This is a genomic window from Paenibacillus sp. FSL L8-0158, assembly GCF_038592965.1.
Classification (GTDB): domain Bacteria; phylum Bacillota; class Bacilli; order Paenibacillales; family Paenibacillaceae; genus Paenibacillus; species Paenibacillus polymyxa_D.
Genome location: NZ_CP151949.1, coordinates 2753893 through 2769210, shown reverse-complemented (window position 1 = coordinate 2769210; position 15318 = coordinate 2753893). Strand labels below are relative to the sequence as shown.

Below are 15318 nucleotides of genomic sequence, written 5' to 3'. Positions count from 1 at the left end.
ATCATACAAATCTCATGAAAAGCTTTCCTCCTCATTTCTTGCTGTTTTATTCCCGAATATTGTCCTGCGGTATTTCAATGGTGATGTTCCTGTCGCTTCCTTAAAGAGATGATGAAACGTCTTTACACTACTGAACCCTGCCGCCTCTGCGACCTCAGTAATCGGATTGTTTTCATTCAACAAGATCCATTTTGCCTTATTCAGTCTGTAATCATTCAAAAATGCTACAAAGGTCATCCCCGTATTCTTCTTAAACAGCCTGGCGAAATAATAGGGACTGAACCCCATATAATCAGCGACATTCTTCAGCGAGATGGTTTCATGATAATGACATTCCACATACTCAAAAATACGTTCCAGTTTATAAAGAGTGTCCTTGGATTGTGTTAAGGTTCTCTCTGAGAGTTCAGGAAGCCTTGGGGTTATGCTTCTCGGCACCTCACGAATAATAAGAGTCAACATCTCGAACAGCTTGGCTTTGATCATATAAGCATGACCTTCGTGTTGGTTGACGTTCTCATCATAAATGCTTTGAATCAGAGGAAGCATTTTAGCTGCTGTTTCTTCTGGCCAGTTCCAGCTTGATTGCTCCATCTCCGTAAATATATATCTAAGAGGGCGTTTCTGATCACTTAATGTGGAAACCTCTTGAAAAAAGCTCAGATCAAATTGAATAACCACCCGTTCGCTGTCGGGAGAAGCCAAGAAATAATGAACATCACCCCCATTTATAAACTGAACTTCACCTTGTTTCATGCGTATCGAAATATCGTTAATTCCCAGATCCAAGGTTCCCTGGGTCACATAAATAATTTCAATTTCTTTATGCCAATGAGGATAGCAAAGCACGTCGCCTTTATTAATAAAACTCCGGAAAGGAAAATGTCGGTCAAGCTCCGGGATTTCTAAATAAAAATTCATTTTGGTAGACTCCTTTTGCAGTAAAGTTCAAAAAGCCGTGCACATGACTAATGATAATTATGCCGCACTGCATTCCTTTCTTCCCTTCTTCATGCTACTCCTTCTCAACTAGCGAATAAAATTCCCTCTCCCTTTTGAATTGTAAGCGTTTAACATTCGTTTTTCTACCCTATCCATCATAGTTGCTATGAAGTAAAGCAACTGTTAGGCATCTTTACTAGGTATCCTTACTAACATTATTGCAAACTCAAAGTTATGACTTAATTATGAGCCGTTTGGCGTTCGAGAACAATTTGGACTGATCTTATTCCCTCCTGCCGCTTGCAGTTTCCTTAGATAAAGGTTTCACCTTAACTGGATTAAACACAATTGAAGTTAAATACGTGTAAAATTGTCAAATTAATTTTTTACATTTTCTATATAAAAATATATATACATTTCCAATGTAATGGTATATTCTAGTAAAAAAAATACTCACATAAAAAATATGACCTACTGGAGGGACAGGCCTTGAAGAGACTATTCGCTTTAAGTTGTGCTTTCTATCTGTTAATCGGCGTCACCAGTGTGGTGCTTGGGGCATTACTGCCGACTTTACTATCTCACTATGGACGGGGGTACAGCGATGGTGGATTACTGCTGTTCCTGCAGTTTTTCGGATTTCTTGTCGGTGTTCTGCTCACCCCCTTCATGGCTCTGCATCTGGGTCGCAAGTCCATGTTATCCATAGCCCTGGGTAGTATCGTGGCAGCGTGCATTATCTTGGGTGTACTACCCTCATGGAATTGGGTCATCGCAATGGCCATCTGGGTTGGTTTCGGCTCAGGCATCATTGAATCGTCCATCGGAGCGTTTACCATTGAGTTCACGGAGGAGCAAAAAGCCGTGGCCATGTCTAAGCTGGATGTCTATTTTGCACTTGGTGCACTGCTTATTCCGGCGATCGTTAGCCTGTATATCTGGCTTGGAATGTGGAATCTAACCTTTTACACCATCTCCCTTCTCACTTTTATCTTAGCGCTGTTGTGGCTTACCATGCCTGCATCCGCCTCCTCTCACCTTACCCAAGCAGACATCCGAACTACTGAACGTTCAGTTGAACAAGCCCGTTACTCTGGACAGCATCGTGTATTGCTGGGAATCTTCATTATATTCTTCTTTGTTTATATGGGTCTTGAACTGGGGCTCATGAACTTCCTACCTTCTATTCTGACAGAGACGCTACATCTTCAAGGATCCGTAGCCTCGCTGGGTGTCAGCGTGCTTTGGATTGCAATGATCATTGGTCGTATGTTCTCAGGAAGGATTGCAGAGTCAGCAGGATATATTCCTTACCTGCTATGGAGTGCAATCGGTACTTTCTGTTTCCTAGTTGCCATGGTGTTTATATCCAGCCAATGGGCTACATACCTTATAATTTTCGGTGCAGGTCTATTCATGTCTGGACTCTTCTGTATCGCACTTGTCTATGCCAACGTGCTGATTCCGGGAATGACCGAGCGGACGACCAGCATTCTGATTGCGTCGGGCGGAATTGGCGGCTCGGTGCTTCAATATGTAATAGGCTGGAGCATGAGCGAATGGCCAGTGGCGGCTAGCCTCTGGATTTTAGGAGGGTTTACTCTGATTTTGCTGCTGGCACTTATTCTCACGCATCTGTGGAATGATCGGGGCAGCCGAGTCGTTGACTCTCTTGCCCATCAGGGCAAGGAAGGATGATATTGTTTTAGTTCTTAGGGGAGGTGAGGCCTATCGCAGAAGCACCGGATTATGCTCCCTTGTCCATGAGAGCAAGGAAGGTGGATTTCTTATTTTGGGGAGGTGAGTTCAGCCTCGTTATGCTCTGATAGGGTGGTAGACTTTATAAAGATGACTTAATAAGAATGTATATTCTGATATGGAGGGAAATATCGTGCATACGTTGACCAAAGAACGTTTCAGATATGGTAAAGGCATTACTCTGATTGACGATTCGGGTAAGGAGTATTTGGATGGCGTATCCGGCACCTTCAACTTGTCGCTTGGTTATAACCACCCTCATGTCGTAAGCAAAGTACAGGAGCAAGTCGGCAATCTTGCACACATGTCTTCTACTTTTACAGAGCCTTATGTCGAAGAAGTCCTAGATCATCTAATCCAGTATGCCCCGAACGGCATAGACGCCGGATGGATGAGAGATATTACCGGCTCAACAGCGAATGAATGTGCTGTGAAGCTGGCCCAAAAATACACTGGAGCAACCGATATCATCAGTCTGCATCTGTCACATCATGGACAAACCCAGTTTGCAACAGGCATTTCCGGTAATGCCTTTCGTCGCAAGAATTTTCCTAACTCAGTTGCAGCAAATTCTCTGCATGTGCCTGCCCCCTACTGTTATCGCTGTCCCTTTAATTCTTCACCAGACAAGTGTGGTCATCATTGTATTGACGCTATATCGGACGCCATTGAGTATGGAAGCTCAGGGTCTGTGGCCTGCATGATTATTGAACCCATTCTGGGCAACGGAGGTAATATCATCCCGCCTGCAGGATATTTCAAGCGCCTCCGTCAACTATGCGACGAGCATGGGATGATTCTGATTGCAGACGAAGTGCAGACCGGAATTGGGCGGACAGGTTACATGTTCGCAAGTGAACTGTTTGACATCCAACCGGATATTATTACTCTCGCTAAGGGTCTGGGCGGTATTGGAGTCCCGGTTGCGGCGGTATTGATGCAGTCTCGTCTCGATGTCCTGGAGAAGCACGAACATTCCTTTACTTCGGGCAGCAATCTGATCTCGGTCACGGCAGCCAAATCCACATTGGAGGTTGTAACCGAGCCCGGTTTTCTGGAAGCCGTCCGGTCTAAAGGAAGCCTGCTCGGATCCCTGCTGACGGAGATGGCCGACAAGTATGATTGCATTGGTGAGGCTCGTGGCGTCGGACTGATGTGGGGACTGGAAATTGTAGACGAGGACGATGCCCCGGATGCAGTGAAAAGCAATGGGATTATCGATCGCGCATTTGAGGAACAACAATTAATTCTGAGAGGTTCCCGTTACGGTTATGGGAATGTAGTCAAAGTCAGACCTTCCCTCACGGCTACCGAAGATGAGATTGTCGAAATTGTTAAACGGCTTGACGCCGTTCTTGCTACCCTTCACTAACGATCTGCCCAATAAGCAAAAGGAGGAATTATACATGCTCGCACTTGTATATAAATCAGCTTGGGATGTCGCACTTGAGGAAAGACCTATCCCGGAGATAAAAAAAGATAACGATGTACTCGTCCGGATTCGGGCAACTGGCGTATGCGGTACGGATCTAGGTATCATCAGTGGCAAATATCATGCCGTGCCTTCTACGATTTTGGGGCACGAATCAGCGGGGGATGTGATCGCTGTAGGACCAGCCGTCAGTTCACTGCAGCCTGGAGACCGAGTGGTGATTGATCCAACTTACTACTGCGGCCAATGCGAAATGTGCCGGACAGGAAGACAAAATCATTGCACACATAAATCCGTAACCGAGACCGGAGTCAGCGCAGACGGTACGTTCACCGATTATTATGTGACTGAGGACCGTTTTTTGTACAAGTTGAAGGACCATATCAGCTACGAAGAAGCGACGCTGACCGAGCCGCTGAGCTGTATGCTGACCGGAATCAACCAGATTAACCTGCTGCCGAACTTCACAACCGTTATTATAGGCGCAGGTCCGATCGGGATTCTGTACAGCTATGCTCTTGCTTCGAAAGGCGTAACTGGTTGCCTTGTTGACATCTCGGAGGAACGGCTCGCCATAGCGGATTCTATTGCCCCCGAACGGTGGTCCGCGCACGCCACACTGGAATCGGCCATTCATAAGCTGGCTCCGTTAAAAAATCAGGTGGACATGATTGTGGACACCACAGGAGTGGTCGGCACTGAGGTACTAAGCCAGCTTGCGAGCGGCGGGTATTTGATGCTGGTGGGGCTGAGAGATGGGATAAGTTCGTTTAATCCGAAAGAGGTAGTTGACCGTAGCCTTAAAATCATCGGCTCGATTGATTCTCTGGGCACGTTCTCCACGGCACATTACCTGATTGAGCAGCAAATCATTCCCGCCAAAAAAATCATTACCCACTCGTATCCGCTGGATGACTACCATGAAGCCTTTAAGACGCTTGGATGCAATATCAGCGAGCGGACACTTCAGCCCTCGTCTCAGGCGATCAAGATTGTGCTGCAATCTAATGGCTCCGGCAACTAAATTTAGCTACTAACAAAGGGGAGAATGGACATGACGAGCATCCATCATATTACACCGACGAATAATGAATGCACAGGAGACCTATCAGCGTCCGTTCCGGTCAAAGCGGTCATTTTCGACATGGACGGGGTGTTAGTAGACAGCGAACCGATTTACTTTGAGGTCGAACGCAGCTCCTTTGCCCATTTCGGTGCGCCCATGACGGAAGAAGAGCATCACACCTATGTCGGAGTGACACTCGAATCCATGTGGCGTCAAGTGCTGGACAGGCATCAGCTCACCAATACGGTGGAAGAGGCCTTGGCCTATCACCGAAAAAATGTGATGCAGACAATGATTGCACACGAGGGCCTTGTGGCGATCGACGGACTGGAGCGGTGGCTGGACTGGCTGCAAGAGAAAAGGATTCCGGTCGCGCTGGCCTCTTCCTCTCCACGGGCGCTGATTGATCTCATTATGGAAAAGACAGGACTTGGCCGTTACTTTGACATTCGAATCACCGGTGAAGAGGTATTGCAGGGTAAGCCGGCACCAGACATCTTCTTATACGCCGCCGAGCAGCTAGGCGTTGCACCGGCCCATTGCATCGTTATTGAGGATTCACATAACGGGGTCCAGGCAGCCAAAAGTGCAGGAATGTACTGCGTCGGCTTCCATAACCCCGGCTCCGGCCAGCAGGATCTGTCCAGAGCTGATCGCTGTATTCTCAGCTATGACGACCTGTGGGCGATCAAAGAGAATTTGCCGTTTGATGAGCAGTTGCTTGCTAAGAGCAAGGACCGAAATGTACCGGAAGGCATACCCCCTTTATAATCATATGGAATCGTCCGATCTTTACTATGATTGAGGTATTAAATAATGCCCCTTGGAATATACACTGGAGAATGTCATTTATCCTTCCCTGTGTGTACTCTAAGGGGCGTGCTTTACGTCAAATCGGTATAGTTAGAACACGTACGTTCCCTGTTCAATAGAAAAAAGGGGTGCTGTTAACACCCCAAACTGGATTCATCGATATATATCCTGCTTCATCTGAACGGTAATTTTGCGTATATTCAGCTCTTTCTGTCTTCTTCGGTAATCAGAGAACTGTAAGCCGGAATTTTAACCGTTCCTTTCTTCACCTTCACATCCTTTGAGGTGGAGAAGACCACTTTCCATTTACCCTTATCGAAATCTTTCATCTGCAGGGTAACCGGCTCTCCAGACAGGTTATGATATACATACAGTGCTTCTTTGCCTGAAGTACGTTTAAATGCGGTCACGCTGGCAGAGCCTGATTGTATAGGTTGCAGACTGTCGCTGCGTAAAGCTTCATGTTCTTCCCTCAGACGGATAAGTGTGCGGTAGCTTTCCAGCAGGGAATCATCGTCTCTCAGCTGCGCTTCCACTGATACCTCGCCTTTGTTATATTTGGGTTTCTCCCATGTCGTTTGACCAGGGCCATCTCCCTTATACCAGCGCATAGGCTCACGAAGAAACTCATCAGGCTTCTCTCCCTTCATACCAATTTCTTCCCCATAATAGAGGAACGGCTGGCCCGGAAGCGTCAAAAGAATGGAAGCGGCCAGCTTGGCTTTTCGCACATCCCCGCCTAGCTCGCTCATGACACGGGTCTGGTCATGGTTGCTCAGGAACGGAGCATCGAGTGCCGCCTTATTATACGATTTGTACAGTTGCAGCGTTTTCTCGGCGAATGCCGCGATACCCTGATCTCGGCCGTTTTTCACAGACTTCAAAATCGTTCCGCCCAGGTCAAAATTAAACAAAGAGTGGAGCTGTCCGTAATAAGGAGCTATGGTCTCCGGTTTGTCCCATACCTCTCCTGCCAGATATACATTTGGATTTACCTTCTCCATCTCGGAACGAAATTCATTCCACCAGGCAATGTTCTTATCCGCACCATCCTTCGTCTGTCCTCTAAAAATATGCATTGCCGCGTCAAGTCGGAACCCGTCTGCACCTTGCTGCAGCCAATACTTGCCGACTTTGATCATTTCTTTGCGGACTTCGGGATTGTCAAAGTTCAGATCCGGCATGCCCGACCAGAACGTACTGTAGAAATACCCTTCGCCATTCGGATTCTTATGCCACACCTGCTGACCCCACGAACCCTTTTCTTCCAAATCTGTGTTCGCATCCGCCCATACGTAATAGTCGTGGTATTTGCTTTGCGGGTTGGCACTAGCCTCCTTGAACCATGGGTGCTCGCTGCTCGAATGATTGATAACAAGATCAATGATCACCTTGACGCCCTTTCGGTCCGCTTCTTTCATCAAGGTGCGGAAATCATTAAGACTCCCATACTGCGGGTCCACCTGATAGTAATCAGTTACATCATATTTATGGTAGCTTGGAGATGGATTTAGGGGCATAAGCCAGAGGCCGCTGACCTGCAAATCCTTACCCGAATGGGGTTTGCCGTCGTTTAAGTAATCAAGTTTTTGTGTGATTCCTTTCAAATCACCATGTCCGTCTCCATTCGAATCATAAAAAGAATTGATATAAATTTCATAAAATACACCGCTTCCAGTAGAAACCGGAGGCTTATGTCCGTTCATTTCCTGCTCTGCCATTGCACCTGAAGCGAACATCGTGAGCATAGGCACCGTTAACATGGCGGTGGACAATCTTCTTAAGCGTTTGTTACGTGTCAAAACAAATCAGCTCCTTTGATTGTTATGGGTGCGCTTTCATTATAAATAGAAACAATCCAAAAAAAGGGGATATTTATTATCTATTATGGTGGAAAATATCGATCTTATTGTTATATCTCTGTATCAAGCAAAAAGAAGGAGCAGACTCTATGTCTACTCCGCTTTAAAAAATCATTCTTTTTCTTAGATTTAATACTTTCGATTTGCTGAATAAAAGATTGTCTGGTGTCGTCCAAATCAGTTCAGGAAATATATCTTAATTTAATGCGTTTTGAAGCTCTGTGCAGCGAAGACTTTACTGAATTTTCACTCTTGTTTAAGATTCTAGCCGTTTCTTTTATGGAATATCCTCGGACTACACGCAATTCAAGTACCGTCCTTTGCTCGGTATTACTTGCCATCAAAAGAATTCGATTGACCTCCTCCTGAATTTCAAAATCGAGGGTATCCCAGTGATAGTAGAGCAGCTCCTTACGTAAGTTATATTCATCCATCTTTTTTCGTTTTCTTATTAAATCTATAGCTAAATTTTTGGCAATTCTCAGAAGATAAAATCGAATACGATCTTGAGGCAAGTCAGGTGAAGCTCTTATAAACCGAATAAAGCACTCATGCAACAAATCTTCGGCATCCTGTTTGTTATGCAATATCCTCAATAAATATCCCAAGAGATCTGATTTGCAAGATAAATATAGATCCTCCACATCTTTAATATCCATATTATTGCTTATCCCTTCTGTTTTGATTGACATCAGTACGTTACTTGATAGATTTAAATTCATATCCCTGCTTATTATTCATATCTCAATGCATCTATAGGCTTCAAACTTGCTGCTTTATAAGCCGGGTATACTCCAAATAGGATGCCTGTGCCCGCAGAGCTAAGAAACGAATATATGATAGGCGAGATCGTAAATTCAATGGTCATATGTGCAGTTGCCTCAAGTATTTTGGATGCCCCTATGCCTGATACAACCCCGATTGTACCTCCTAATAGACCAAAGATGACCGCTTCAGATAGGAATTGAATCATAATATCTCTCGGCTTGGCGCCAATAGCTTTTCGAATACCGATTTCTCTTGTACGCTCTATAACCGACACCATCATAATATTCATAATTCCGATTCCCCCTACCACGAGCGATATCGCGGCCACACCTCCTAGCAAGCTGGTCATGATATTATCTACACCAGAAGCAGCACCTGCTGCTTCTGACAGACTCATAATTTGAAATTGATCCGGTTCCGAGGGTTTTAGCTGGTGCGTTAAACGCAAGCTTTCCAATATGTCTGAACGAGCCTGATCCATCAAAGCTGGTGACTTGGCGGATACGTCCAATCCTGTAATGTTCTTCTCACCCAGACGGTTCATTATGGTTGTAGCAGGGATGTAAATTTGTTCATTAGTGCTGTAGCTTAATTTCGTTACTGGCTGAGTATTTAATACTCCAATTACCTTGAAAGGGATCTGTTTAATTTGAAACGTTCGTCCCAATACATTTTGGGTATCTCCACCAAAAAGACGTTGAACCGCCTGACTTTCAAGAATGGCGACATTCATGCGTTTATCCATCTCATCGTTGGTAAATGTTCTGCCCTCGGCAAAGGAAAACTTTTTGACTTTATAGAATGAAGCGGAAGTCCCTACAATAGTGGCGTTATAGTTATATCGCCCCCACGTAGCTTTTGAATTACTCGTTATATTTGGCATCAATGCATCTATGGAATTCTTTTGTTCCAACGTCTCGACATCAGCCCAAGTAAACGATGGAGTGTTGTCATAATCTATTTCACCATCGACCATTGTCATAGCTGGCGCAACCATCAATACGTTATTCCCTAATTTATTAATTTCCGCCTTTATGCGGGTTGTAGAGCCGTTTCCAATCGCCATAATGGCAATAACCGCTGCCACCCCGATAATAATACCGAGTATTGTTAAAAAGGAGCGTAGCTTATTGGTTGTTAAACTGTTAATTGATACACGGATCGTTTCCATTAATTTCATAGGCTTGCCATCCTTGATGAAATTCTTCTATTCATAATGCTCTCATCCCGCTCAATATTCCCATCTCGAAAGCTGATCAGGCGCTTGGCATATTCGGCAATTTCCAGCTCATGAGTAACCAAGACAATGGTTTTCCCCTGTTCATTCAAACCTTGAAACAGCTCCATAATTTCGACGCTCGTCTTCGTATCTAGTGCCCCCGTAGGCTCATCCGCCAGCAGAATAACAGGATTATTCACCAACGCACGCGCAATGGAGACACGTTGCTGCTGACCACCAGATAGCTCATTAGGCTTGTTGTACATGCGTTCTGCAAGCCCTACACTTTGAAGCGCCTCCACAGCTCGTTCCCGGCGTTCCTTGGCAGGTATACCTGCATACATCATAGGTAGCTCTACATTGGCTAATGCTGTAGTTCGGGGAAGTAGATAGAATTTCTGAAACACAAAACCCAGTTTCTGATTTCGAATCTCGGAAAGCTCGTTCTCACGAGCATCCAAAATGGAATACCCATCCAAATAATACTTCCCCGTATCAGGATGATCGAGGCAACCAATGACATTCATCATAGTGGACTTACCCGAACCAGAGGGGCCCATTATGGCAACAAACTCACCTTCGCTAATAGATAAATCAACACCACGTAGAGCCTGAATCTCCTGACCGCCTACCTCATATATTTTTTTTAGTTCTTTAATTTCAATAACGCTTTTATTCAAACGAGCTTCGTTCATTGTGCCTGACCTCCATCAGGGTCCTGACCCTCTTGGCTGCCATTCGGACCAGCACTACCACCCTGAGGCGGAATAACTATGGTTTCGCCTTCCTTGACACCGGACTTGATTTCGGCCTGATCCGCTGTATAGACCCCCAGCTTCACTGGTCTGAATTCATAATCTGCAGGGTTAGCCGGGTTCTTTGCTACATATACTCCGTCCACTCCACCTTCGGATCTCAATGCGAACAATGGAACAGACAACGCATCTTTATGTTCAGCCAAGAGGAGTGATACATCCATGTTCATCCCTGGTTGTAGTCTTATCTTTTGACTATCCAAAGACAATTCAATTTTGTATGTAGTCACATTGGATTCCGTAACCGGCTCTGGAGAAACAAAGAGGACTTCGCCTTTAAATTGTTTGTCCGGGAATGAATTCGTGTGTAACGTAGCCTGGAGCCCAGTCCTCATTTTAGCAATGTCACTTTCGTTAACCTTGGCACTAACCTTCATAACGCCTGTATTGGAGTTGTTCATAACAATGAAAGGTGCTGTAGGACTGGTACCCACATCGCCATTAACCTTCAAAATAATTCCATCCCACGGTGCCGTAACCTGTAATTTGTTCAGAACACTTTTCTTCTGTTCCAATTCCGTTTCAGCCTGTTGTAAAGAAGCCTGTGCGGATTGAATATTGGAGGCATCAGGCGGGGACTGTGCTGCCTTTAATTGTATTAAAGCTGTTTTATAGCCCATTTCCGCATCCTCAATCGCCTGAACTTGTCGATTCCTTGCCTTCTTGTATTGAAGTTCAACATTATTCATATCCAATTTTGCCTTATCCAGGTTTTGCTTGGCCGTCGCCAGGTCACTTTCTGCAGCTGCATCATTCTGAACTAGATAAGTCTGGTCATCATAATCCTTCTGGGCTTTATCCAAAGTCATCTTAGCCGCCTCTTTTTGTGCAACGACTTCTTCCAGCTCCATGGAATCCTTGGCTGTTTTAATCGCCATCTGAGCCTTTAGGACATTTGCCTTCTGGAGCTCAATATCACTAGGCTTTGGTCCACGCTTGGCTTCCTCTACCTTGGCTCGGGCAATCGCTACATTGGATTCAGCATTTTTAATTTGTAACTTGGAATCCGAATCATCCAAACGAGCCAATACCTGACCCGCTTTGACACTATCTCCTGCTTTGACATTGACAGCAATGAGCTTGGCACCCTCGAGATTTGTAAAATTGATATTAACTTCCTTAGAAGCCTGAACGGTTCCAGTTACTTTAAGCGATTCGGTCATATTTGTTTTCTGTACCTGTACGATCTGGTTCGCAGGACCCTCCACGGGCTTTTCCTGACTTCTATTCATATAAACAGTACTGCCAATTCCCGCTATAATAATCAAGACAAAAATACCTATGATCCCTTTCAATCTTTTTTTCCTTCTTAACACTTGCAATGCATCTTTCTTTTCTGTTTCCGACAATGTTATATCCCCTTAAAATGTATTTTTTCTACAACCTATACGCTCCACGGTTTGTTTAAAGCATGTTGCAGCATTGTCATTTGAATAATGAGTTCATCCTTATTCCGTTCAATTTGCTTCACTTTTAACTGATTCGTGGCGACCTCCGTACCTGTGGCAAATCCACGTTCCCTTTTTTTACGAGATATGTCCAACACTTTAATAGCGTTCTGTAAATTACTTTGCATTTGTTCGTATTGTTCATCATTTTGCTGTAAGTTAAAGTAGATACTCTTTAGTGATTCTGCCAATTGATCCTTGGTATTTTTGAGTCCGCCTTCCGCTGAGTCTACATCAATCTGTTTAATTTCATAATCGTCCGCTCCCGAGTTCCATGTGTAATATTTAACTTCCATTTTTGCCAGCTTGACAGCCTCCTCCTGTCTCCATACCGAAGGACTCGCCGAGATTGCACGCGTCACAAGCGTATCCAAATTCGAGTTATCCATTTTCCGGTAAGCGGGTCGATCAATCAGTTCATATACCGTACCTTGCGGCTGTCCCATTTGGGTGTTTAGCACCTCTAATGCTTTTTGCAGCACAGATTTTGCAATCTCTACATTCTTTTCTGCTTCTAAACGAGTCTGAATAATGGTGCTTTGTTCACCTGGAGAAATTTTTCCACGGTTGGCTTTCGCCTCAGCAGCTTTTTCCTCCAATAACGCAAGCGAAAGTGCATCCTCACTACTCTTCACTTTGTTGTCAGCCAAAAGTACGTCGTAATAGTCCTTCATTGTGGTGTAGTCTGTCTGATCTTGAGCAAGTTCGATTTGCTTCTTGGATTCCAAATAAGAAACCGTCGATGAGGCATACCCCTTCCAAGCAGAACTACTAGCCGCGTCCTCTTCACCGTTGCCTGTACCTGCTGGAATGAAATCCAGATTCTTACCTGCATTTTTTAGGTTAATCCGGTTACGATCTATCGTTTGCTGGGCTTCTTTCAAACTAAAGCTATTAGACCGTGCCCATTGCTGGGCTTGACTCAATGTTAGTTTCACACTTGCATTGGAAGCCAATTGCTGCCCCTCTGCTTGAACAAAGGGCCCTGAAAAAGAACTGGTTGATAAGGCCAACAACAATAAAATAAACACACTTTTTTTCATAGATATCCCCCTCTTTCTAAGTTTATTAAATTTAATAAATACGTTGTTATATGAATTACAATTCTTCCTCTACACTACAATTTCTTTGTATGATTCCCCATCAAGGAAATCGTGAATTGAGAGCTTCATCGTCTATAATCCGTGGAGATTCCAGAAAGGAGGAACCACTCCTCCCTTCTGCAACTTTTTTGCACACAGCTTATCGTTCCTTATAACATCTTCAAATCCAATTGACGAAGGTACATGAACCGTACAATAAGAAAGGAAAAGAATTGGATTGCCCAAAAGCACAGCATAATCTGAATAAGCGTAATGCGAAAGGGTACTACATATATTCCAGATGGTTCTGACATAACTAAACAAAGCACTATTCCTATGGATGATACGACTAATGGCAGAAGAAATAAGAAAGCAATTTGTCTGGATGCAGCTCGTCTCATTACCCTTGAGTTTAGTCCGATTTTCGATAAAGCTCGGTATATTTCCTCATCCCGTTGAAGATCTACATACAATCTGAAATACAACAGACTTACAGTGCTTGCCAACATAATAATGGCGATAAATCCGCCAATAAATTCGCTAATATTTAGATCCATCTCCGATGTCAAATAATCCACTGCTCTAGAGTTAAGCACCCCTTTATTCACCTTGTTGGCCAACACGGAATACAACCATATCTCCTGTTGAGTTTCTGAAGTTTCTAAAGAAAGTTGACCATTCTTCCATTTTGGCACAAAGTAGTAAACAGATTTGTATGCCAATGGATCATTGAAATACCGTTGTTCAATTAAATGATCGTAAGTTCGATCTGGAACAACAAGTAACCGTCCTAATTCAGAAATGATGTTTTCAACAAACTTTATGCTATGGTCCAACTTCTGAGTATCCATAATCTGAATATTCATAATGTGAGATTTTCCTTGATTGTAAGTAAGCTTTTTTTCAAAAAAGGTTTTCTGTTCTTCTAAAGACATCCCGTTTGAATCAAAAATGAAAAAGCCTTGATGATCCCGAAGCGCTACTGTCTGTTTTAGTTCCTTAAACCTGGAAGCAAGAACCTCATAATTGGATTGTTTCATCACTGGTGCGAGCTGTTCACGAAAGGGAAAGATCAGTATTTCACTTTTCGAATAATCCACCCCAGCCGTATAAAGATTTTGGTCAATCTCTTTTTCAAGCTCTATAGAACTTACAACATCAGAAGAAAGTGCAAATGAATAAGATTGCTCCTTAAGAAATCTTTTTTGCTGCTGCATGGAGTCAAACGTTGACGCTGCTCCTACACAGGAAATGATAGAAATTAGGGTAATTAATGAAAACAACCCGGCATTATTCCTAATTTTGTATGTGATCTCAGATAACCATAATAAGCGTATTCCGCTCAAAGACCATTTCCTGTTAGCTCTAAGCAATTGAATGAATAGTACACATAATTGGGTGTAAAATAAGTAAACACCAATAAATCCCATTACAATTGTATATTTAAATGTGTCTCCAACTGAATAGTGTAATATATAAAAAGAAAGAGTCCCCAAACGATACGGTGCCAGATAAATGTACGGTGGAAAATCCATCCTCATCAAATATACAGCCGCTCCTATTAATACTATTGCAAGAAAGGACAAGCTCCATGAAGCTTTTAGATCCTTTTTTAGCTGTGGAACCTTGCTAAAAGGCTGCTGTAGTTTAAAATGGCGTATGAAGAAAACAGACACAAATGAGATCAATATAAACAAAAACATAAAGCCCACCACAGTGAAAGCCAGTGCTTTCCAAGGAAAATAAAACGTTAAATACATTCCTATGACATTGGAGCCCAAAAGTAGAAAGAATTTCGCTGAAACAAATCCTCCGATAATCCCGGTAATTAAGGATAAAAAGCCTATAATTAGATTTTCATATGCGACCAAAAAATAAATTTGTCTGTGATGTGTCCCTAAAATGGTCAGTATACCAAATTCTTTTTTTCGTGCAGCAACAAAAATATTGTTTGTGTATAATACGAAAAAAAGGAAAACACAAAAATCAACAGATCAGCAACTTGTAATCCCTTTTTTACATTAGCTGCTGTGATTGCATCTGAGACATCCGGGTGAAAAATAAATATCGCATATAGGAAAAAAATCGAAATCATCAATGAGCTGCTTACATA

General features: G+C 43.6%; 12 protein-coding genes. 4 read left to right on the top strand and 8 right to left on the bottom strand.

Annotation, left to right across the window (positions count from 1 at the left end; genetic code table 11):
* Positions 1-12 precede the first annotated feature (12 nt).
* On the bottom strand, positions 13-921 hold the full coding sequence (locus NSQ68_RS12415; RefSeq protein WP_307354217.1) for an AraC family transcriptional regulator: 909 nt from the start codon (positions 919-921) through the stop codon (positions 13-15).
* A gap of 510 nt (positions 922-1431) precedes the next feature.
* Between NSQ68_RS12415 and NSQ68_RS12410 the strand changes: the two genes are divergently transcribed.
* The 4 genes from NSQ68_RS12410 (at position 1432) to NSQ68_RS12395 (ending at position 5969) form a co-directional block, all read left to right on the top strand.
* Entirely contained in the window at positions 1432-2640 is a 1209-nt protein-coding gene (locus tag NSQ68_RS12410; RefSeq protein ID WP_039275002.1) for an MFS transporter, read from the top strand.
* Positions 2641-2833: 193 nt separating this feature from the next.
* Complete coding sequence (locus NSQ68_RS12405; RefSeq protein WP_029518480.1) at positions 2834-4072, top strand: aspartate aminotransferase family protein; 1239 nt, start codon at positions 2834-2836, stop codon at positions 4070-4072.
* 34 nt (positions 4073-4106) lie between these two features.
* Entirely contained in the window at positions 4107-5156 is a 1050-nt protein-coding gene (gene gutB1 / locus NSQ68_RS12400; protein ID WP_307354218.1) for a 2-amino-2-deoxy-D-mannitol dehydrogenase GutB1, read from the top strand.
* 30 nt (positions 5157-5186) lie between these two features.
* A complete protein-coding gene (locus tag NSQ68_RS12395; RefSeq protein WP_307354219.1) occupies positions 5187-5969 on the top strand; it encodes an HAD family phosphatase in 783 nt (260 codons plus the stop codon).
* A 242-nt stretch (positions 5970-6211) separates the two neighbouring features.
* Here the strand turns inward: NSQ68_RS12395 and NSQ68_RS12390 are convergent, their stop codons facing one another.
* The 7 genes from NSQ68_RS12390 to NSQ68_RS12360 all read right to left on the bottom strand — a co-directional run bounded on the left by NSQ68_RS12390 (position 6212) and on the right by NSQ68_RS12360 (position 15118).
* On the bottom strand, positions 6212-7813 hold the full coding sequence (locus NSQ68_RS12390; protein ID WP_342428980.1) for an alpha-amylase family glycosyl hydrolase: 1602 nt from the start codon (positions 7811-7813) through the stop codon (positions 6212-6214).
* Between the two features lie 242 nt (positions 7814-8055).
* Positions 8056-8532: an RNA polymerase sigma factor gene (locus NSQ68_RS12385; protein WP_307354222.1), complete on the bottom strand. Its 477-nt coding sequence runs from the start codon at positions 8530-8532 to the stop codon at positions 8056-8058.
* Positions 8533-8606: 74 nt separating this feature from the next.
* Positions 8607-9821: an ABC transporter permease gene (locus NSQ68_RS12380; protein ID WP_342428979.1), complete on the bottom strand. Its 1215-nt coding sequence runs from the start codon at positions 9819-9821 to the stop codon at positions 8607-8609.
* Entirely contained in the window at positions 9818-10555 is a 738-nt protein-coding gene (locus tag NSQ68_RS12375) for an ABC transporter ATP-binding protein (protein ID WP_342428978.1), read from the bottom strand. The genes NSQ68_RS12380 and NSQ68_RS12375 overlap by 4 nt, the downstream gene beginning before the upstream one ends.
* Positions 10552-12024, bottom strand: coding sequence for an efflux RND transporter periplasmic adaptor subunit (locus tag NSQ68_RS12370; RefSeq protein ID WP_342428977.1), 1473 nt, complete (start codon positions 12022-12024; stop codon positions 10552-10554). Before NSQ68_RS12370 ends, NSQ68_RS12375 begins: the two co-directional genes overlap by 4 nt.
* Positions 12025-12059: 35 nt before the next feature.
* Positions 12060-13166 (bottom strand): TolC family protein, encoded by a 1107-nt coding sequence (locus NSQ68_RS12365; RefSeq protein ID WP_342428976.1) that lies wholly within the window; start codon positions 13164-13166, stop codon positions 12060-12062.
* A gap of 209 nt (positions 13167-13375) precedes the next feature.
* Positions 13376-15118, bottom strand: coding sequence for an ABC transporter permease (locus tag NSQ68_RS12360; protein WP_342429111.1), 1743 nt, complete (start codon positions 15116-15118; stop codon positions 13376-13378).
* Positions 15119-15318: the final 200 nt, after the last annotated feature.

Coding starts and splice junctions, on each gene's coding strand:
- NSQ68_RS12380 (WP_342428979.1), bottom strand. CDS start 9,821: ATGAAATTAATGGAAACGATCCGTGTATCAATTAACAGTTTAACAACC.
- NSQ68_RS12385 (WP_307354222.1), bottom strand. CDS start 8,532: ATGGATATTAAAGATGTGGAGGATCTATATTTATCTTGCAAATCAGAT.
- NSQ68_RS12395 (WP_307354219.1), top strand. CDS start 5,187: ATGACGAGCATCCATCATATTACACCGACGAATAATGAATGCACAGGA.
- NSQ68_RS12365 (WP_342428976.1), bottom strand. CDS start 13,166: ATGAAAAAAAGTGTGTTTATTTTATTGTTGTTGGCCTTATCAACCAGT.
- NSQ68_RS12375 (WP_342428978.1), bottom strand. CDS start 10,555: ATGAACGAAGCTCGTTTGAATAAAAGCGTTATTGAAATTAAAGAACTA.
- NSQ68_RS12415 (WP_307354217.1), bottom strand. CDS start 921: ATGAATTTTTATTTAGAAATCCCGGAGCTTGACCGACATTTTCCTTTC.
- gutB1 (WP_307354218.1), top strand. CDS start 4,107: ATGCTCGCACTTGTATATAAATCAGCTTGGGATGTCGCACTTGAGGAA.